Annotated in this window: 15 protein-coding genes and 1 other annotated feature; of the genes, 4 read left to right on the plus strand and 11 right to left on the minus strand. The window is 50.3% G+C overall.

The genetic code is table 11. The features are described 5' to 3' along the window. Positions 1-549: 549 nt before the first annotated feature. From ACLB09_RS22245 to ACLB09_RS22255, 3 genes are all read right to left on the minus strand, one after another. Positions 550-2640, minus strand: a complete 2091-nt coding sequence (locus tag ACLB09_RS22245; protein WP_410772036.1) for a peptidoglycan D,D-transpeptidase FtsI family protein — start codon at positions 2638-2640, stop codon at positions 550-552. A gap of 188 nt (positions 2641-2828) precedes the next feature. Next, positions 2829-3980 (minus strand): transglutaminase domain-containing protein, encoded by a 1152-nt coding sequence (locus tag ACLB09_RS22250; RefSeq protein WP_410772037.1) that lies wholly within the window; start codon positions 3978-3980, stop codon positions 2829-2831. A 52-nt stretch (positions 3981-4032) separates the two neighbouring features. Then, a complete protein-coding gene (locus ACLB09_RS22255) occupies positions 4033-4494 on the minus strand; it encodes a hypothetical protein (protein ID WP_410772038.1) in 462 nt (153 codons plus the stop codon). A gap of 215 nt (positions 4495-4709) precedes the next feature. Here ACLB09_RS22255 and ACLB09_RS22260 point away from each other — a divergent pair, with 215 nt between their 5' ends. Both ACLB09_RS22260 and ACLB09_RS22265 read left to right on the plus strand, forming a co-directional pair. Then, positions 4710-5870 (plus strand): MFS transporter, encoded by a 1161-nt coding sequence (locus ACLB09_RS22260; protein WP_410772039.1) that lies wholly within the window; start codon positions 4710-4712, stop codon positions 5868-5870. A 354-nt stretch (positions 5871-6224) separates the two neighbouring features. Then, positions 6225-6572: a toprim domain-containing protein gene (locus ACLB09_RS22265; RefSeq protein WP_410772122.1), complete on the plus strand. Its 348-nt coding sequence runs from the start codon at positions 6225-6227 to the stop codon at positions 6570-6572. Positions 6573-6588: 16 nt separating this feature from the next. On the opposite strand, the gene ACLB09_RS22270 is transcribed toward ACLB09_RS22265, so the two are convergent. From ACLB09_RS22270 to trpS, 3 genes are all read right to left on the minus strand, one after another. Continuing rightward, positions 6589-7188 (minus strand): SCO family protein, encoded by a 600-nt coding sequence (locus ACLB09_RS22270; protein WP_410772040.1) that lies wholly within the window; start codon positions 7186-7188, stop codon positions 6589-6591. 13 nt (positions 7189-7201) lie between these two features. After that, a complete protein-coding gene (gene cyoE / locus ACLB09_RS22275) occupies positions 7202-8140 on the minus strand; it encodes a heme o synthase (protein WP_410772041.1) in 939 nt (312 codons plus the stop codon). A gap of 266 nt (positions 8141-8406) precedes the next feature. After that, entirely contained in the window at positions 8407-9390 is a 984-nt protein-coding gene (gene trpS, locus ACLB09_RS22280; protein WP_410772042.1) for a tryptophan--tRNA ligase, read from the minus strand. Between the two features lie 81 nt (positions 9391-9471). After that, positions 9472-9734 (minus strand) — a binding site (T-box leader). A gap of 139 nt (positions 9735-9873) precedes the next feature. On the opposite strand from trpS, the gene ACLB09_RS22285 reads away from it, so the two are divergent. Both ACLB09_RS22285 and ACLB09_RS22290 read left to right on the plus strand, forming a co-directional pair. Further along, entirely contained in the window at positions 9874-10851 is a 978-nt protein-coding gene (locus ACLB09_RS22285) for an aldose 1-epimerase (RefSeq protein WP_410772043.1), read from the plus strand. 165 nt (positions 10852-11016) lie between these two features. Next, positions 11017-11253 carry an alpha/beta-type small acid-soluble spore protein gene (locus ACLB09_RS22290; RefSeq protein WP_211025960.1) on the plus strand — a complete coding sequence of 79 codons (237 nt, stop codon included), beginning with the start codon at positions 11017-11019 and terminating at the stop codon, positions 11251-11253. 82 nt (positions 11254-11335) lie between these two features. On the opposite strand, the gene ACLB09_RS22295 is transcribed toward ACLB09_RS22290, so the two are convergent. The 5 genes from ACLB09_RS22295 to ACLB09_RS22315 all read right to left on the minus strand — a co-directional run bounded on the left by ACLB09_RS22295 (position 11336) and on the right by ACLB09_RS22315 (position 17027). Then, positions 11336-11761, minus strand: a complete 426-nt coding sequence (locus tag ACLB09_RS22295) for an O-methyltransferase (RefSeq protein ID WP_410772044.1) — start codon at positions 11759-11761, stop codon at positions 11336-11338. Positions 11762-11955: 194 nt separating this feature from the next. Then, the gene (locus tag ACLB09_RS22300) at positions 11956-13035 is read right to left on the minus strand and encodes an NAD(P)/FAD-dependent oxidoreductase (protein WP_410772045.1); all 1080 of its coding nucleotides are present in this window, start codon (positions 13033-13035) and stop codon (positions 11956-11958) included. Between the two features lie 183 nt (positions 13036-13218). Next, positions 13219-14076, minus strand: a complete 858-nt coding sequence (locus ACLB09_RS22305) for a MurR/RpiR family transcriptional regulator (RefSeq protein ID WP_410772046.1) — start codon at positions 14074-14076, stop codon at positions 13219-13221. Between the two features lie 69 nt (positions 14077-14145). Next, positions 14146-14853, minus strand: a complete 708-nt coding sequence (locus tag ACLB09_RS22310) for a hypothetical protein (RefSeq protein WP_410772047.1) — start codon at positions 14851-14853, stop codon at positions 14146-14148. A gap of 29 nt (positions 14854-14882) precedes the next feature. After that, on the minus strand, positions 14883-17027 hold the full coding sequence (locus ACLB09_RS22315) for a hydantoinase/oxoprolinase family protein (protein ID WP_410772048.1): 2145 nt from the start codon (positions 17025-17027) through the stop codon (positions 14883-14885). Between the last annotated feature and the right edge of the window lie 37 nt (positions 17028-17064).

Raw genomic sequence — 17064 nt, forward strand, 5'->3', positions numbered from 1 at the left:
TTTGCTGCTGCTTTGACGCTGCTTCAGTATTCAGCCTTCATTTGTTGTACAAGTAAACACTTGTTTCCCTCGGCATTAAGTTTTAGTTATATATAAAAATGTTTCCCTAGTGCAAATTCTAAGGCATAAACATACAAAAAAGCAAGAGGAATTTTCCTCTTGCTTGAATAATTTGCTGGATCGATACCAGTCCATATTAATTTGTCACCTTACAAAATCCGGTGTTTTCCATTAGATTCAACCGGCTTCTAAGCCGTTGGATCATTGGCTGCATAAGGAGCCAGGCCGATTATACGACTCCTAACGAGGAGAGAGAATAATAACTGGATTTCCTACAGTTAATTTCCCTAACTATCATCATTCCGCGAAATTAGATGGAAAACCTCCATCTAATTTACCGCTATATACAGGTTTGTGCCTTCAACCGAGTAATTAACTTTAGATTTTCCAGTTAATTACTCAATTTTGGGAAAAAGAACGGAATTAGCTGTAGGTTTTCCAGTTATTTTGTGCAATTTGGAGTTTCCGCTCCTCCCAACTTCCCCCCTCTTACTCCGCGTTCCCACCATTTTCTGCATTTCCGGCATTTGCGGTTTTTCCTGCATTTTGCCCCGTTTGCTGCTGTTTCAGAGTCTTCTTCGGTACGCCGTCCAACCCATACTCTTGGTCGTACGCGTCAAAGATTTTGCGCGCTACAGGAGCCGCACTCCAGGCACCAAATCCACCCTCCGGTATGACGACAGCTACAGCAAGCTTCGGATTTTCGCGTGGAGCAAATGCGATAAACACCCCGTTATCCCGGTTCTTTCCGGCGGCATATTGTTCGGAAGTACCCGTCTTTCGGGCAAAGTCATATGGAAAACCACTGAACGCAACGCTCACATCAGTTTTCATCCCGCTAATGACTTCCTTCCAATAGGCATCGTTAAATTTCACCTCATTAAGTACCGTAGGTTTAAATTCCTTTACGATATTGCCGTCCTCATCCGTGATTTTGCTTACAAGATGAGGCTGCATCCGTTTGCCGTGGGTAGCCAATGTTGCAGTGTATTGAGCTAATTGCATTGTTGTATAACCACCCTGCTGTCCGAAAGAGGCTAACACCAATCTTGTAAGTACGGATTCAGACTCGTTATTGTATGATAAGCTACCCAAATACTCTTTTGGCAAATCCACACCCGTAGAGACACCTAGACCAAATTCTTTCATGTATTTGTCCCAAACTTCAATCCCCTCGGATGTGCCTTTATATTTGGAATTAAGTTTTTCCCCAACCATTGCAACCATAAAAGTGTTGGAAGATTTTCGAATGGCTTCTGAAGGATCCATCGGACCATAAGCATGCTGACCGGAGTTACGGACGCTGGACGAATCATTTTTACCAAAGTAAGCAATCCCTCTGTCGTTATAGTACGTGTTTGTCGTAAACAATTTTTCGTTAAGTCCGACCAAGACGGATAATGGTTTAATCGTGGAGCCGAGCAACACATCCGAACCAAAATTATGTCCTGAACGCCCGGAACTGAATGGCGTAATCGTACCGTTTTGATAATTGTCCGAAATTTCCGACCACTTCTCTGGAGAAATGCCCCCTGTCTGCCATACGTTTGTATCGTAATCCGGCATGCTGGCCATGGCTATTACGTTTCCTGTTTCGACTTCCATAGCCACGGCATATCCCGTTTTTGCATTGGGATGCACCTCACCAGATACACGATTATTATGAACCCAATCAATTTGGTCCAAAATCGCCTGCTCCGCAATCATTTGTATATTCTTGTTAAGCGTAGTATGAAGATCATGACCTTTTTCGGGTGGCGTTATTTCAGGTATGCCGGTCGCCATATTGCGCGGATCGATCGGTACGCTCTTGAATCCGTTTTTGCCTCTAAGGTCTTCCTGGTAGTACATCTCCAGCCCGTCGAAGCCCACAAATTCTTCAGGCGTATACTCCAGGGCAGGGTCGGTGCCTTGAGCCTCCCGGATCGGATCATACCAACTCACCGAATCCGTGGATCTGAATTTTTTCAAATAACCGACTGTCTGCACCGCCACGGTATCCTTATCATAATGCCGGATGCTTTCCTCAACGACTTCAATGCCCGGGAACTGATCTTTGCGCTCGAGGAAATAAGCCACTTCCTCCTTCGTGAGGTCGATCTTGATTCTGCGGGCGCTAAAGCCGCCGTTCAGCCGGTAATCCAAATCCATCGCCTTGATGATCTCTTCCTTCGTCATCTTCACGGCATTCGGATCCCCGTATTTATCGAATACTTCCTTCAGCTTGTCGGCCAGCGCCAACGCTTCCGGACGGTTCTCTTTCCCTCGGTCGGTGGTGGTACTGTAATCCTTTTGCAACGTAATGTATAAAGACTGCACGGGCGTGGAGTAAGCCAGTTTCTCGCCTCCAGCGGCCAAAATCGATCCCCGGATCGGCGATAAAGGCACTTCCTTTACCCTCATGGCCGTCTCCTGCTGCGACAGGCTTGGACCTTCCACGAATTGAAGAATCGCCAGCCGAACGATAATGACCGTGAAAATAGCAAAAGCACTGAAGAAAAACATATTCAGTCGAATATTAAAATGACGCTGCATCGCGGCTTCTTGTTCCCGTGGATCGTCCGTATACACACTCTTCATTTCCGATTCCCCTTAATCCATTTGATTCATCCCTTATATATTAACATAACGGAAATAGGCATGGCGAAGTTACAGCGTTTCCCAGTTATTTTATCCGGGAGATAAATACCGCATAAACCGGAAAAAACCCCGGCCATTTCTCAAAGGTTCAAGAAAATAGCCAGAGTTTTTTCCCATATCGCGAAAGGCTAAACGATCTTATCGGGAATATGCGTCTCGCTGAATGCCGGCGGATTAAACCAATTGCCGCTTCCGGCCCAGGTCGAGTCCAGCGGTACCCATTTCTCCTTCTCCGATAAATACACTTCGTTCCAGGCATGCGGCCCGTATCCTCCCCGTCCGTCATAGCCGAGACCGGTGACCACTTTCACCTGCAGCCCTTGCGAACGGGCCATCACGGCGTAAAGCCGGGAATAATCGATGCATACGCCGCGTTTGGAATCGAACGTCATTTGCGGCGTCTGCTCGCGCCAATTCCCGTTTTTCTCGTAGTCCTCGACTTTGTCGTAATCGTAGGTCACCCTTGATCCGACCCAATCGTAAAGAAGGCGGGCTTTATCCTCATCATTCTTGGCACTCTCGGTGATCTTGGCCGCAGCCTGTCCGATATCCTGCGGGATATCGGCATCGATCACCTCGTACCTCCGCTGCAGAATTCCGTTAAGCTCCTCTTCCACCCCGCGGGTAAACACCGGGAGCTTCTCCTTGATCAAGTTGCCCGACAGCGGTTCAATTACGGTGCGCGCTCCTTGCTGATATACAGGGGAAGCTTCCACATATCGGCTGAAGCCGCTATCGGGAAATAGCGTCACCGAGATAAACAACACGGCGATGACCAGTAGGCACCGCGCCGCGCCGATCACTCCGCCGATAGCCGCTCCCGTCAATCGGCTCAGCAAGGTAGCTGGCCGTTCCCCGCCAAAGACAAGCCGCCCCAGCCAGGAACTCCCGCCGAACGCAAACGCCGATATGAGTCCGAGCACCGTGCGGATCAGCCAATAACTGAGCATAAACACCACCGCAAAACGCATCAGCGGAAAATCTCGGATCGCCGTCAACAGCGTATAATAAATCTGTTCCCATTTGGCCAGGTCCCGTTCAGGCAGCGATACTCCATTCAGCCATCCTTGTACGAGCGGGGATAACCATAAGGTAAGCGGAATGGATGCCAACATGCCGAGCACCGCCAGCACGCCCCCGCTCAGTAGGGACACCAGCCTGCCGGCGCTACGGGAAGCGCCCCGCAGCAAGCCTTGCAGCATCGAGAATAGCAGGATGATCAACAACAAGGCGGATACCAGATTAAAATTACCCAAACTTTGCAACCAACTCTCCGTCATCGTCAGCCTCCATTCTGGATGTCCTGTATCTTCCTCATCAAGCTGGCTGGTATTATTGGGAATTCCGTTTGGCTTCCTGAATAAACACTTCCAGCGTATCGCTTACTTTCCATTCTCCGAGAGAGACGCCATGAAACATCACTTTTACTTTATCGGCACCTTCAGACCCGGTAACTTCCAGGTTCGGTGTCTTGATCGAAAACGTGCCGTCCGGATTCCGCGTCATCTTGGCTTCAGCCGCTTCTTTTTTCATCATGTTTAAAGCTTCCGTCTTGCTGATCTCGGCGACCTTATCGATTCCCTGCTCTTTCACGGTGGACACGGCATCTCCGATATCCTTCAGCGAAATGCCGCTGTAAATGATCACACATGCCGCGATCACCAGGACAAGCGCCCATTTAATAACGGTCTTCACAAAATTCAGTACCAGGAACAGCACGACCAGCGCGACTACGATGACCAGCCAGTTTTGTTTTAAAAATTCAGTCCATACCTGCAAATCAAAATCCAACATGACCCACGCTCCCAAATCCGTAATTATCAGATCCATCATGCAAACACATTATGCCTTATACATTATACATGATGGCCCAGTCCAGTGTCAGCTTAACCCCGTTTTTCCGTAAAAACCAGGAATTGGTGACTTTTGAATAGCCTCGAACGGGTAATAAGTTCGTCCCTTGAAACGTACAAGTAGAACATAAGTACTTTCAGGGGAGGCACATGGTAATGAAAATGGCATTCTGGCTCTATTTCTTTATGTTCCTCGCTTTCTTCGACCTCCACGCCCAATACCCCATCCTGACGCCGTTTGCGCTATCCCTCGGCGCTGCTCCTACCTTTATCGGCTGGATGATGGGGATTTATGCACTGACTCACCTGCCGGGAAATCTGATGGCAGGGCAGGGGGTGGACCGGCATGGGAGCAAGGGATACATGATTTTCAGCCTGATCGGCGCAGGCTGTATCCTCCTGCTGCAGGCGCATGTCACCGAGCCTTGGCAGCTCCTCGTGCTCCGCTCGATCAGCGGCTTCGTGCTTGCTTTTTTGTCGCCGGCCTGTCTGGCGATGCTTGCTTCCCTGACCAAAAGTCCGGTTCAGCAAGGGAAACTGATGGCCGGTCATGGGGTCGTGCATACGCTCGCCTCCGTAGTGTCACCTGCCGCCGGTGCATTTCTGGTAGCTCAGACCGGTTATTCGCTAACTTTCCAATCCCTTGGCTGGCTCCTGATCGTGACAGGCCTGATCGCCGTCTTCACCATCCACGAGCCAAAAAAAGCAACGGCTTCGATCCCGATCAGCACGCCGCACGTCCCGGTCAAACTCAACATTATTCCGTTACGTTACTACTTACTCCCGCTAGCCGTATCCTGTTCCCAAGGGATTCTCTTCTTCGAATTGCCGCTGCAGGCTGGCGGCACGTCGGGAATTCTGCATACCGGAATATATTTCTCGATCATCAGCATCGGGGCACTGGCGACTCTATCGATGCTCTTTTTAAGCCGGTTTTCGCCTTATCTCCGGGCGGTAATAGGCATTTTTGGCATCGCTATTTCTTTCTTCTCTTTAGCTGCTCTGGAGTTCATTCCGCTGCCGGTGTCGCTCTTTGTGCTCGGCATGGCCAAAGGCGTCACTTTTCCCGCCATCGCTTCCATGTTCATCGATCTCAGCGGCGGCAAGCGGCTCGGGACCGTATTTTCCCTGCAATCCATCGCGATGTCCATCGGCTCGTTCATCGGACCTATCGCCGCGGGAATGCTGCATGAAAATAATTATTCGCCTTACTTTCTCGCCTTTCTTCTATTAATGATCGTTCTGCTGTTTACGCCGCTCCGGGGGCACCATGCACCCCCTGCCCCTCCGGTCACCATCGGGCCGAACGGTCTGTGAGTTGAGCCATCCCGTACTATTTACTGTCTTTAGGCTGCCGCACAGGGCACGGGCGGGCGTCCCACATAGTATATCGTGTAATCACCAATCACCGACCGATTCGAAAGTGGGGTGAATCTATGGGCTACGTTGATCCTTGCGGACCCGGTCCGGTAGTCGCTGGCGCCTGGACTTCGACTGGAGCGATCCTTGTATTGTACATTTTGCTTGTCATCATTCTCCGTTCCCCTTTCTTTTATTGTTAAATCCCCGCACTTACGGTCTGCCCAAAGGCAGGCCGTTTTGCTTTTTCCGGGACGGACATTTTTGCATGAAGGAACGCAGCGGGTATACACTAATATCGAGGTGATTACGTTGTCCGTCAGCATCATCGTTGAAGGCAAAAACGACCGCAGCAAACTGCGCCGGCTATTGAACGAAGAAGTTCGGATTCATTGTACCTTCGGCACGCTGAATTCCCTGAAGCTGGAATCCTTGCGCAAACAAGTAAAAGGGGACGAGCTCTACCTGTTCATGGATAACGATCCTTCCGGCAAAAAAATCCGCGGTGTCCTTAGAGACACCTTCCCCGATGCCGAACAAATCTACACGCGCCGGGGATACGCCGGGGTAGAAGGGACGCCTGACGAATATGTTATCGCGCAATTGGAAAAGGCCGGCCTGGAGGAATTTATTCTTTATCCTCCGGCCAGCCCATATTGATCATTCATAAAATTGCTTATTCCTTTGCCAAATCGGCCACACCCTGCGCAATTTGGGCGGCGGTGTCTTCCGGCCGGTATATTTCGCGCAGGTTCCCTTCCCTGTCGACCAGGCCGATCAAATCCATATGAACGAAATTCCCGTCCCGATCCTGATTGATCAGAATCTTAAACGAATTCATGGCCAGATCCATCGTCTTTTGCTGATCGCCGCGCAGGAAATACCAACCCGAATAATCCGCCTTGAATTTATCCCCGAACGCCTTGATTTGCTCCCGGGTATCCCGCTCCGGATCAAACGAAATCGAAACGATAGAGGCGTCTTTGCCGAACAGCCCTTTTTCTTTCAGCACATCCTGCACCTGGCTGAGCCGGAACGTGGTCACCGGGCATACGTCCGGACAGTTGGAGAAGAAGAAATAAAACAGTCTGACTTTTCCGTTCGTCTCCTCTAACGTCACGGTTTTGCCGTCCACGTTTTCCATACTGAAACTCTCCACCGGACGGATGACCGGCAGCTTCGGTTTAGCAAAGGAATCCCAGAGCAGATATCCCGCCAATACGACGCAAATAGCCAGCAAAATCCAGGTCCACTTGTACTTTTTCAAAAGGGTCATGTCTACTCCTCCATTACAGCCACACGGTATCCAGAATCATTACGATCAATGCGATCGTCAAATAGTTGACGGAGAACAGGAACACCTTTTTGGCCCAGCTATCATTATCCTTCGAACGAATGCCTTTTAGCGCCATAAAGAGCCAAGCCACCGACAGAACTTCGCCGATAACGAGGAACCACATTCCCGTATAATTGTAAACATACATTAATACAGGAATCGGAATCAGCAACACGAGATAGGGAATCATTTGCAGCTTTGTTCTCGCAATCCCCTTAACGACAGGCAACAGAGGGAATCCGGCTGCACGGTACTCCTCTACCCGCCGAATGCCAAGCGCCCAGAAATGGGGAGGCTGCCACAGAAATAGCAAAGCGAAGATTAGCAGGGCTCCCAGATCGAGTTTACCCGATGCGGCTACATAACCGATTAGTGGGGGCATAGCTCCCGAGATCGCACCTACAGATGTACTCCAGGTGGAGGTCCGTTTCAGCCAGAGCGTATAGACTACAACGTAAACGAACATACCGATAAGCCCAAATACTCCCGCAAGCGGTCCGGAAAAAGCAAACAGCAAAACCAAGCCGGCTATACCCAAAATCACGGCATACCAAAGCACGGTTTTAGGCGAAATCTTGCCTACCGGCAGCGCACGGTTTTTCGTACGAGCCATTTTGGTATCCAGATCCCGGTCAAAATAATTGTTAAACACGCAGGAAGACGCCATAATCAGGACGGTTGCAACCAACGTTAAAATAAGTTTTCCATATTGCAATTGCCAATGGGAAGCGACCCAAAATCCGGCAAAGGCAGCAATCAGGTTAGACCGCAGAATCCCCGGTTTGGTCAACGCAACGAAATCTTTCCAGGTTGCCGTTTCCCCCGGTGGCGAAGGCCTTACGGACAGCGCAGCAGAATCCGCAGGTGCATGGTAACTCAATTGTTTATCCACTTGTGATTATGCCTCCTAGGTTTGAAATAGAGGTTCCATTTATATAAAATCCATAAAAATTTCGATGAATTCCTGCCCTCGCTATAAACTTTATCATATCAAAATGCGAAAGTGTTTGACAATCGTTTGATCATCGCCGGTTTATTATGACAATTCAGTGACATTGCATTAGGACTTACTTGTTTTACAGTGCAATAAAAATATAAAATCCGGACAGAAAATCTGCCCGGATCATGGTGAGTTATACTTGAGATCATTCAACTAATTTATTCTGGCAAAAAGCCCATTAACTGCTGCACATCACGCAGCGTCTTCTCCGCCATTTCCGAAGCTCTCTCCGCACCCTGGCGCAAAATATTGCGTATTTCCCCGGATTCCCGGATGTCCCGATAGCGCTGCTGGATCGGTTCCAACGCGCCGACAACGACTTCGGCAAGATCTTTCTTGAACGGGCCGTACATTTGCCCTTCGTACCGCTGTTCCACCTCCGCAACCGACAATCCCGAGCACTGGCTGTAGATCGTGATCAAATTGCTGACTTCCGGCTTGGACGCCGGCTCAAATTTCACTTCACGGCCGGAATCGGTCGTTGCACGGCTGATTTTCTTGCGAATTTCGTCCGGCGAATCAAGCAGGTAAATCGCACTGCCCGCATTCGGATTGCTCTTGCTCATTTTTTTCGAAGCATCGTCCAGCGACATGATCCGGGCTCCGACCTTCGGAATATACGGTTCCGGTATCGTAAAGTAGTCTCCGAAGCGGTGGTTAAACCGGCCGGCCAAATCCCGGGTCAATTCCAAATGTTGCTTCTGGTCTTCCCCTACCGGCACCAGGTCGGCATTATAGATCAGAATATCGGCGGCCATCAACGCCGGATACACGAATAGACCTGCCCCGACGGATTCCTTGCCGGCCGCCTTGTCCTTGAACTGGGTCATCCGCTCGAGCTCGCCCATCGATGTCAAAGTGGTCAGAATCCAGCCAAGCTGCGAATGCTGGCGCACATGAGACTGCATGTACACATTCGCCTTATTCGGGTCGATTCCTGCCGCTACGAACAGGGCGGCTACCGCTTCAGACTGTTCACGCAAATCGGCGGGATCCTGGGGTACCGTAATCGCATGAAGATCGACCACCATAAAGTTGCAGGTATAATCATCCTGTAGTGTAACGAAATTTTTCAAAGCACCAATATAATTGCCAAGCGTGATTTTACCGCTAGGCTGGATACCGGAAAGAACTCTCTTCATTTAAATCAGCCTCCGAGAAGAAAAATGTTATAGAAAGCAAGGTCTCGCCAAGGGCTTTACGCGCAAAAAGGCCCCACGTCCGCAAGGGACGTGAGACCGTGGTGCCACCCTTATTCGCCGGAGGAAAGAACTAAGCGGATTCATCGCCGCGAGGCCCTCCGGCCTTGATCTTCCGTAACGTGGAATCAGACGGCCGGCATACTATAGTAAGGGAATTAACCCATCACGTGTTCCGCTCGGCGCTCCAGGGTCCATTCGGCAAGGTCTTTCCTCCGGTTCGCATCAACCACCGGCTTTCTGCAGGAAATGGCGCTTTGCTTACTTCTCCCTGTCATCGCATTAGAAATATTCATCCATTTATATAAGTTCATCATATAGTTCTTAAAGCTGCCATGTCAAATCCATTTTTCGTCCCAGAGAAAAAGTGTTATTATAGTCTCAAGCTTAGGGATACGATTATTATGTGGGAAAAGGAGCAACGATATGAAAAAAGTGACCAAAGGGCAATGGAACGGTTACGATACGTATATCTTACATAGCCGCGAACTTGAAGTCACACTGCTACCCCGCCTTGGCAATAATGTCATTAGCATATGGGATCATGTCCGGCAGCGCGACGTGCTGCGTCGTCCGGAGGAAGGCGATCTTGACTTCTACCTGCAGAAGCCTTACCACTTCGGAATTCCGGTGTTAATTCCCCCGGGCCGAATTCGCAGAGGTCATTTTTCGTATGCCGGTCAAGAGTACCAGTTCGACCGCAATACGGCGAATGACAATCACATCCATGGACTACACAGAACACAGGCATGGTGCGTCAGCGATATCGACGAGGATGAAGACGGCTGTGCGATTACGACGGAATTTACGACGAGCGATGACCCGAACTGGATGCGCCAGTTCCCGGTTCCGCTAAAAATGGAGATGACGCTCCGCTTACAAGGGGCATCCTTGAAACAAACGTTTAAAATAAGTCATTTAGGCGACCGGCCCGCTCCCTTCGGTTTGGGGCTCCATACCTGGTTCCTGCTGGACGGCGAGCCGGATCAATGGAGTCTGAAACTCCCGGTTTCCGGTATCTATTTATCCGATGAAGAAATTATCACAACCGGAGAAACCGCGCCTCTCGGTGAACTTGAAGCCTTGAACGAAGGCTTGAGTTTGCAGGGCACGAATTTTGACACGATGCTGAAAATAGGCAATCATCCCGTGAAAGCCGAGTTGATTCGCAGCGATGGCTATGGACTGCACTATTCAGCCGACCCGGCTTACTTCAAACATTGGGTTCTATATACCAAAGGAGTAGCGGATCAATTTCTCTGCATCGAACCTTATACTTGGTTGCCGGACGCTCCCAACTCGGGTCTGGCGGATGAAGAAACCGGCCTGATCGATCTTCAGCCGGGCCAAAGTCTGGAACTGAACGTAAATCTGGATATGATCTATCCGTCCGAACAAATATAGCCCGATATATGTCTTAGAGCCATCTTTCGAAAAGGAAGATGGCTCTTTGTTGTTCAGGATAAAGAGAAATGCAATAATTACCACTGCTATAGTTTGACGATAAGCCGAATATTTTCTCCTCCAAAAACCATACTAACATCACAAAGGCCAAAGGAGGTGACAAATATGGCAGGTCAAAACCAAGGCCGCGGTAGCCGCTCTAACAACCTTGTTGTTCCTCAAGCAACTGCTGCGTTGCAACAGTTGAAATATGAAGCAGCACAAGAGCTGGGCGTGCAAATTCCGCAAGACGGTTACTATGGGAACTACACTTCCCGTGAAACCGGCTCCCTCGGGGGTTATATCACCAAACGTCTGGTACAATTGGCAGAGCAGCAATTGTCGGGTCGTTCGAACCTGTAATTGGTTTTCCCCTATTTAAAAAGTAGGGAGACAGGCGATCTGCGTTAGCAGGTCGCCTGTCTTTTACATGATAAGCGCAAGATTAGGAAGATACATCTGCATTATAATCCTGGTATGTATTGACGTGATTTTTGCGCGGGTAGCGCTGAATCATTAAATTTGCCATATTGTAATTGGATTCCAAGATGGCGTCGACAACGATGGTGTCCTGCCTCAGTGCAAAATCGTAGCTGATTTCCCCATGGGTCCAGTACCGTTTATGTTTTAATGCTTCAATCGCCATCGTCCGAAAAGAATGCAATTGCGTTGCCGATAATCCCTTTTCTTCTTCAGACATACGGCCGTTCCGGCCTGCAATCGGGTTGTGACGGATCCCGAATTTGCCGATCACATTATTGCGGATTTGGATGAATACGGTCCCCGAAGTCATTCCGCCAAGCTCAGTTTCCAATTCTTTAAATACCAAGTCCACTTGTCTAGCGAGTGAAAGCTGATCGGTATTCAGCATATTCACCCTCCCTTCCCATATAGTTCCCTACTAGCTAGGGCTTACGTCTCATTATATGTCATTAATATATAGCGATCAACATTATACAACAAAAATGGTTATTTATTACTATACAAAATATGACTTAATCCCCTTCCTCTCCCATGATTCAACATTTTTGTCGTTCTTTCGACACGCATGTTGTTAAAGTCCAGTTAATTGCCCCCCCAGCGCAAAAACCGGGAGATTATTTTTAACACATCCATCTGTGTGGTGAGCAGCTTCTCTCCCCAATGTCCGTTCATTCTTTTAACAAGCTTATCTTTTTGTGAATTATCCATCTTTTCATACCATTTACGGAGCGTCAGCGAATTTTGGTAGCTCTCACGCAGTTCTCTCGTCGATTCGATGTATGATCCGATGCCGCAAAGCTCTTCAGCCGCGTAAATGCCCGATAATAGCGAAGGAAACTGGCCAAATCCGAACAACGGCATAACCGTACCCAGGCAATTCCCCGTAAAAAGCGTATTTCCGATTCTGGGCTCATTGCACTGCCCTATAATATAGTTGTTCACTTCAAAACGGTCGGTTACCTTCAAATTTTGACCCAAATCCGTGCATACGCGTTCAAAAAACAGCTTCCATTTCTCATCCGTACTGCCAGGTACGGAATGCAACTCATCGGGGAAAGCGATCACGATATTCGCCTCTGTCTTCGAATAAGGAATCAAATATCCATATCCCTTCGGAGCGTAGCGGTCATCCAACCAGCACATGACCCGGTACCGCGAGAAATCGCCTTCTACCGTAGCCCCTTTAAGCGTAGCTGTAAGATCGACTTCGAAATTCTTCATAACGGCCGCATACTCAGCATCGCCCGTCGCCAGGATGACATGGGTGTATTCTTTTACCAGGTCCTCATAAGTACGTTCCGAGTGAAAATGAATTTTCGTCTTGACCTGGCGGGCAAGCTGGTTCTCAAAAGAGTTCTCGTGCCGGCCGCGAATATTGCAGAATCCCATATGTCCGCTCAATTTTGCTTGTTCATGCTGAGAAGAAATGACAAACTCGCCGATATTCCCGGTCGGGTGAAGATAGATTTGATACTTGTCCGCCAAATACGAGATTTCGTCCCGAACCGGGCGAGAAAAGATCGTAAGCAGCACCTCCCCGTTGACAAACCGGTCCCCGACGCTTCCCCGCTTTTCGAAGATGTCCGGAGACACTCCCAACTGCTCCAGACGAATGGCACAGGCGAGCCCCGACAAACCTGCCCCCATAATCGCTACTTTCATATTCTTCCTCCTGTTACACAAACTCTCCATTTCCTATTTTGCCCGTTGCGTACTTTGTCTAAGCATGTCGCAGGTACAATTTAATCGGTTAGGTCCAACCCGGAAGAAATAAAGTCCATACGTGACATATACATAAAAAAGCGGCTTGCCTGTATCGGCAAACCGCTTTTTTATGAATGGCTATCAATAATACTCCGTCACCGAAGGGCGGCTGGAGATAATGCCCTCGCTGTCCAGCTTCTTCTTCAGATAAGATTTGTCCGAGGATATAAGCAGGCTCGTGACGGCATCCACTACAAACAGAAATGTAATATGATTCGACATCATCGCGCTGTTGCTAACCGACATTTTGTCCGGTACGATGATATTCGTTTCCGCGGCCTCGGTGACCGGCGAAGAGTCATAACAGGTGATGGCCACCGTCTTCGCCTGGTTCATCTGCGCCGTGGAAACCGCATCGATGATTTCCGGCGTCGCCCCGGAGCGGGTAAACGCGATGACGATGTCTTCCGCAGTGGCTTGGGACGCCGCGATTTTCATCGCCCGGCTGTCGTTGCTGGCCTCGGCGTTGATTCCGATCAGCGTCAGACGGTTCTTCAAGGCCATGGCCGGCAAGAAGGAATCGAAGATGCCGAATATATGAATGCGCCTGGCCTTCTTCAGCATTTCCGCCACGTTCAGCAGCGCCTCCTCGGAAACCATAGCCGACGTATTGACGACCAGCTCGTTGTAATCGAGAGCCAGTCCATCGATGGGCGTGATTTCGCGGCGTTCTTTTTTCCGCGTCTGCATTTCCCGGTAAAACGTATCCTGGGCAATGGCAATCTTGAAGTCGTTAAAGCCCTTGAAACCGATCTTCTTGCAAAACCGGTTGATGCTTGTTTCCGATACGCCGATTTCATTGGCAAGCGCCGTAATCGTATGTTGACTAATGAATTCGGAATTGTGAATCACAAATTGAGCGATCTGGTTTTCACCATAGGTAAACTTTTGTTTAAGCGAAATGATCTTTGCAATCACCGCGGGTACTTGCGAAGCCATGATATGTCCTCCTGCATATGCGAGAAAACGTTCTCTAGAAACGTTCTCACGCAATAAACGATTTACTTATTATAGCATATGGAGTCCAATCTCGCCCAAAATAGTTTTCCACTTTTTCACATTTTCCGTAAACTGCTCCATTTTCATATGACCTGTCTGCATCAAATAAATATTATCCAACAGGCTGGGTAAATAAGGCAAGTCGAGAAGATCTTTGCAGAAAGCGTGCGCTGCAATTTCGCTGCTCTGCAAAATCGTGGCCGTTCTGCGGAAGGGGCCGATTTTCAGGCACTCCACCGGCTCCAGCAGTTCATTCGTAAATCGCCCGCTGCGATACTCCAGCAAGTGATAGTACTCATGCGCCAGATGGATGTCCACAATCCTGTCGAAGGTAACCGGACCAAGTGCTCCTTCCGCGGCCTCAGCCGCTATTTGAAGCTGGTGCATGGATTCCCGGTAAACGGTAATCTTCGGCACCTTCCCGCTCCAGTCCAACTGGGCCCGGAGCGCAACCTTAAAAGCTCCCGTACCCGCCGACGCCGCCAGGTTAAACTTCACGCCCGCTTGGTCAAGAAGCTCCCGGATATTCCGGCCCTTCAACCGGTCCGCGGCTTCTCTGCCCATGTCCAATGATCGGGACAGATAATATCCGTACTTGTCGGGCGCGATTTTATGAAAAACCGGGTCCCGCTCCAGCTCAGCCAAAGCCAGCACCTCATCGCTAAGCCCCAAACCGCGGATCATGAAGACTTGTTCCTTATTCCGTACCCCCGTCATGGTAACCCTCAGCTCCCTTCCGCTCCCGGTTATTGATACGCTACCGCAAGCCAAAATTCCTCTTCGCCCAGCATTTCCGTCTCCATATCCAAGATGGACAACATTTGCTCCTTCGTCTGCATCCCGGTCAGATCGAGCATTTTTTCCCGGAAGAACAAGAATACCTTCGGAATTGTCGCATTTGCATCCGAATAAATCGTGTGGTCATCCAGGAAAGCCACAAAGGCATCATGCCGCTGCTTCTTGGCAAACTGGCCGTAATGAACTCCAGCCTGCTTGAACCGGACCACGCCCTCCCTGTCGACCACGCTGACGGAAGTGCGCTTCTTCTTCAGCAAGCCGAAGAAGGATTTGCGAATTTCTTCGCTGGCGAACAAATGCCAGCGGCCCGTTTGGGCAGCCAGGACCATCGATTCGAACGGCGCGTCCACAGAGCTCGCTGCAATGCGCCGCATTTCCTCTTCCGTCAAAGCCGCCTGTCCCAGATCCTTGGACCGGAGCTCCGTCGAGCCGGTAGCGATCGCTCGCAAAATGTTCTTCTGATTATCGATCTCGATCATGATTTCTACGGTCTCTTCGCTCGCGCCGGACTGGACGATCTTATCCATCACATCGCTGCGGATCCGCTTGATATCCGCCTCGGTCGGGTTGATGACCGTCCGTTCGATCTGCTCCTTGACCATCGCCAGGGCTACCCCGATCGTCGAGATATACGGCGCATTCTTGGCGATCTGCCATTTCATCCGCTCTTTCTCGGCCATGGCAGGTATCAGGACGGCTCCGCTACCGCCTCCGCCGACCAGTGTGACAAAAGAACGGTCCAACTCGTAATCGGCAATCATCTCATTAACCGTCTTCATGGTTTTCTCGATGGCGATATCCAACACCTGGCGGGCCGCCGACTCTCCTGACATTCCCAGATGCGCGCCTAAAGCGTCCCAGGCCAATTCAGCGCTTTCCTTCCCGGCATACGCATAATCCCCTTCCGGCACGTAGCCGAGCAGGTTGGCCGCCCCCGCTAGGGTAAAGGAAAACTCCCCGCCGCTGCCCCCCCGGGCAATGGCGTATTCGGGGGCGTCTCCTTCACGCGGGCTGATGAACAGAACCTGCGCATTTTTCAATTCGCCCGGATCAGCGAAGCATTCATAGGCCTTCCCGGCAATATGAGCACTCCGCGGGCCGACATCGACGATCTTGCCGCCCGCTACCCGAATCATACTGCCGCCTGCTATCCCCAAGGTTCGGACATCGAGGGACTGCAAGTAGGTGCGGTGTCCCCCGACCTGCGCGTTCTGGATCATGACCTTGCCGTTCTTGATGACCGAGATATCCACGCTCGTTCCACCGACTTCAAAAAAGATGCCATCGGATATTTTCTCGTACATCAGCGCTCCCGCCACGCCGGCAGCCAGCCCCGACAGCATCGTCAAAATCGGGCGCTTCCGCACCTCGTCGATGCTCATTACTCCGCCGTCGCAGCGCATGATCATCAACTGCGAGGAGATGTTCGCGTTCTTGACCGATTTCTCGGTCATGTTAGCCGTCTCCATCATCTTGGGAATCAGACTGGCGTTGATAACCGCCGTCCGGGTCCGCGTCCTCAGGCCGTACAGCTGGGAAATTTCGTGCCCGCCGGTCGCGAACACGCCGCGCCGGTTCGCCGCTTCGACGACGCGCAGCTCACTCGTCGGATCATCCACGCTGTAGGCCTCCGAAGCGACGATCACCTCCGCCCCCTGGGAAAGCAGATCCTGCAATCCCTGCTCAACAGCTTCATCCTTCAAATTTTTGGAGTCCAGATAAGTATGGTAGGTCTGCAGGTTTTTACCTGGCGCGAGTTCGATCTGTCCCGGATTGGATTCGCTGCGTGCACTCAATCCGTCCATTCCCGCCCCCATGCCGAGGATGCCGACTCTGGCGACATCCCCTTCCAGCAGCGCGTTGGTCGCCTGCGTCGTCCCGTGGGCTATAAAAGCAACATCCTCCGGAGCGATACCCTTACTTTCCAAGATACTTTGCAGGATCTGCACAATTCCTTTTGCCACGCCGTCCTCATCATGATGGGTGGTCGGAATTTTCATTTTTTCGATGATCTCAAACGTTTCATTATCAAGTACGACCGCATCCGTAAACGTACCGCCGACATCAATGCCAACCCTTACTTTTCGACCCATTTCATATCTCCCTCCTATCTCTCTATAACCACGGCGT

The sequence above is a fragment of the Fontibacillus forbon genome (assembly GCF_046559655.1).
Taxonomy (GTDB): domain Bacteria; phylum Bacillota; class Bacilli; order Paenibacillales; family Paenibacillaceae; genus Fontibacillus.

What these genes read in the sequence shown, in the direction of transcription:
- ACLB09_RS22285 (WP_410772043.1), top strand. Translation starts at nt 9,874, where the DNA reads ATGAAAAAAGTGACCAAAGGGCAATGGAACGGTTACGATACGTATATC.
- trpS (WP_410772042.1), bottom strand. Translation starts at nt 9,390, where the DNA reads ATGAAGAGAGTTCTTTCCGGTATCCAGCCTAGCGGTAAAATCACGCTT.
- ACLB09_RS22290 (WP_211025960.1), top strand. Translation starts at nt 11,017, where the DNA reads ATGGCAGGTCAAAACCAAGGCCGCGGTAGCCGCTCTAACAACCTTGTT.
- ACLB09_RS22300 (WP_410772045.1), bottom strand. Translation starts at nt 13,035, where the DNA reads ATGAAAGTAGCGATTATGGGGGCAGGTTTGTCGGGGCTCGCCTGTGCC.
- ACLB09_RS22310 (WP_410772047.1), bottom strand. Translation starts at nt 14,853, where the DNA reads ATGACGGGGGTACGGAATAAGGAACAAGTCTTCATGATCCGCGGTTTG.
- ACLB09_RS22255 (WP_410772038.1), bottom strand. Translation starts at nt 4,494, where the DNA reads ATGTTGGATTTTGATTTGCAGGTATGGACTGAATTTTTAAAACAAAAC.
- ACLB09_RS22295 (WP_410772044.1), bottom strand. Translation starts at nt 11,761, where the DNA reads ATGCTGAATACCGATCAGCTTTCACTCGCTAGACAAGTGGACTTGGTA.
- ACLB09_RS22250 (WP_410772037.1), bottom strand. Translation starts at nt 3,980, where the DNA reads ATGACGGAGAGTTGGTTGCAAAGTTTGGGTAATTTTAATCTGGTATCC.
- ACLB09_RS22270 (WP_410772040.1), bottom strand. Translation starts at nt 7,188, where the DNA reads ATGACCCTTTTGAAAAAGTACAAGTGGACCTGGATTTTGCTGGCTATT.
- ACLB09_RS22305 (WP_410772046.1), bottom strand. Translation starts at nt 14,076, where the DNA reads ATGGCTTCGCAAGTACCCGCGGTGATTGCAAAGATCATTTCGCTTAAA.
- ACLB09_RS22245 (WP_410772036.1), bottom strand. Translation starts at nt 2,640, where the DNA reads ATGAAGAGTGTGTATACGGACGATCCACGGGAACAAGAAGCCGCGATG.
- ACLB09_RS22315 (WP_410772048.1), bottom strand. Translation starts at nt 17,027, where the DNA reads ATGGGTCGAAAAGTAAGGGTTGGCATTGATGTCGGCGGTACGTTTACG.
- ACLB09_RS22260 (WP_410772039.1), top strand. Translation starts at nt 4,710, where the DNA reads ATGAAAATGGCATTCTGGCTCTATTTCTTTATGTTCCTCGCTTTCTTC.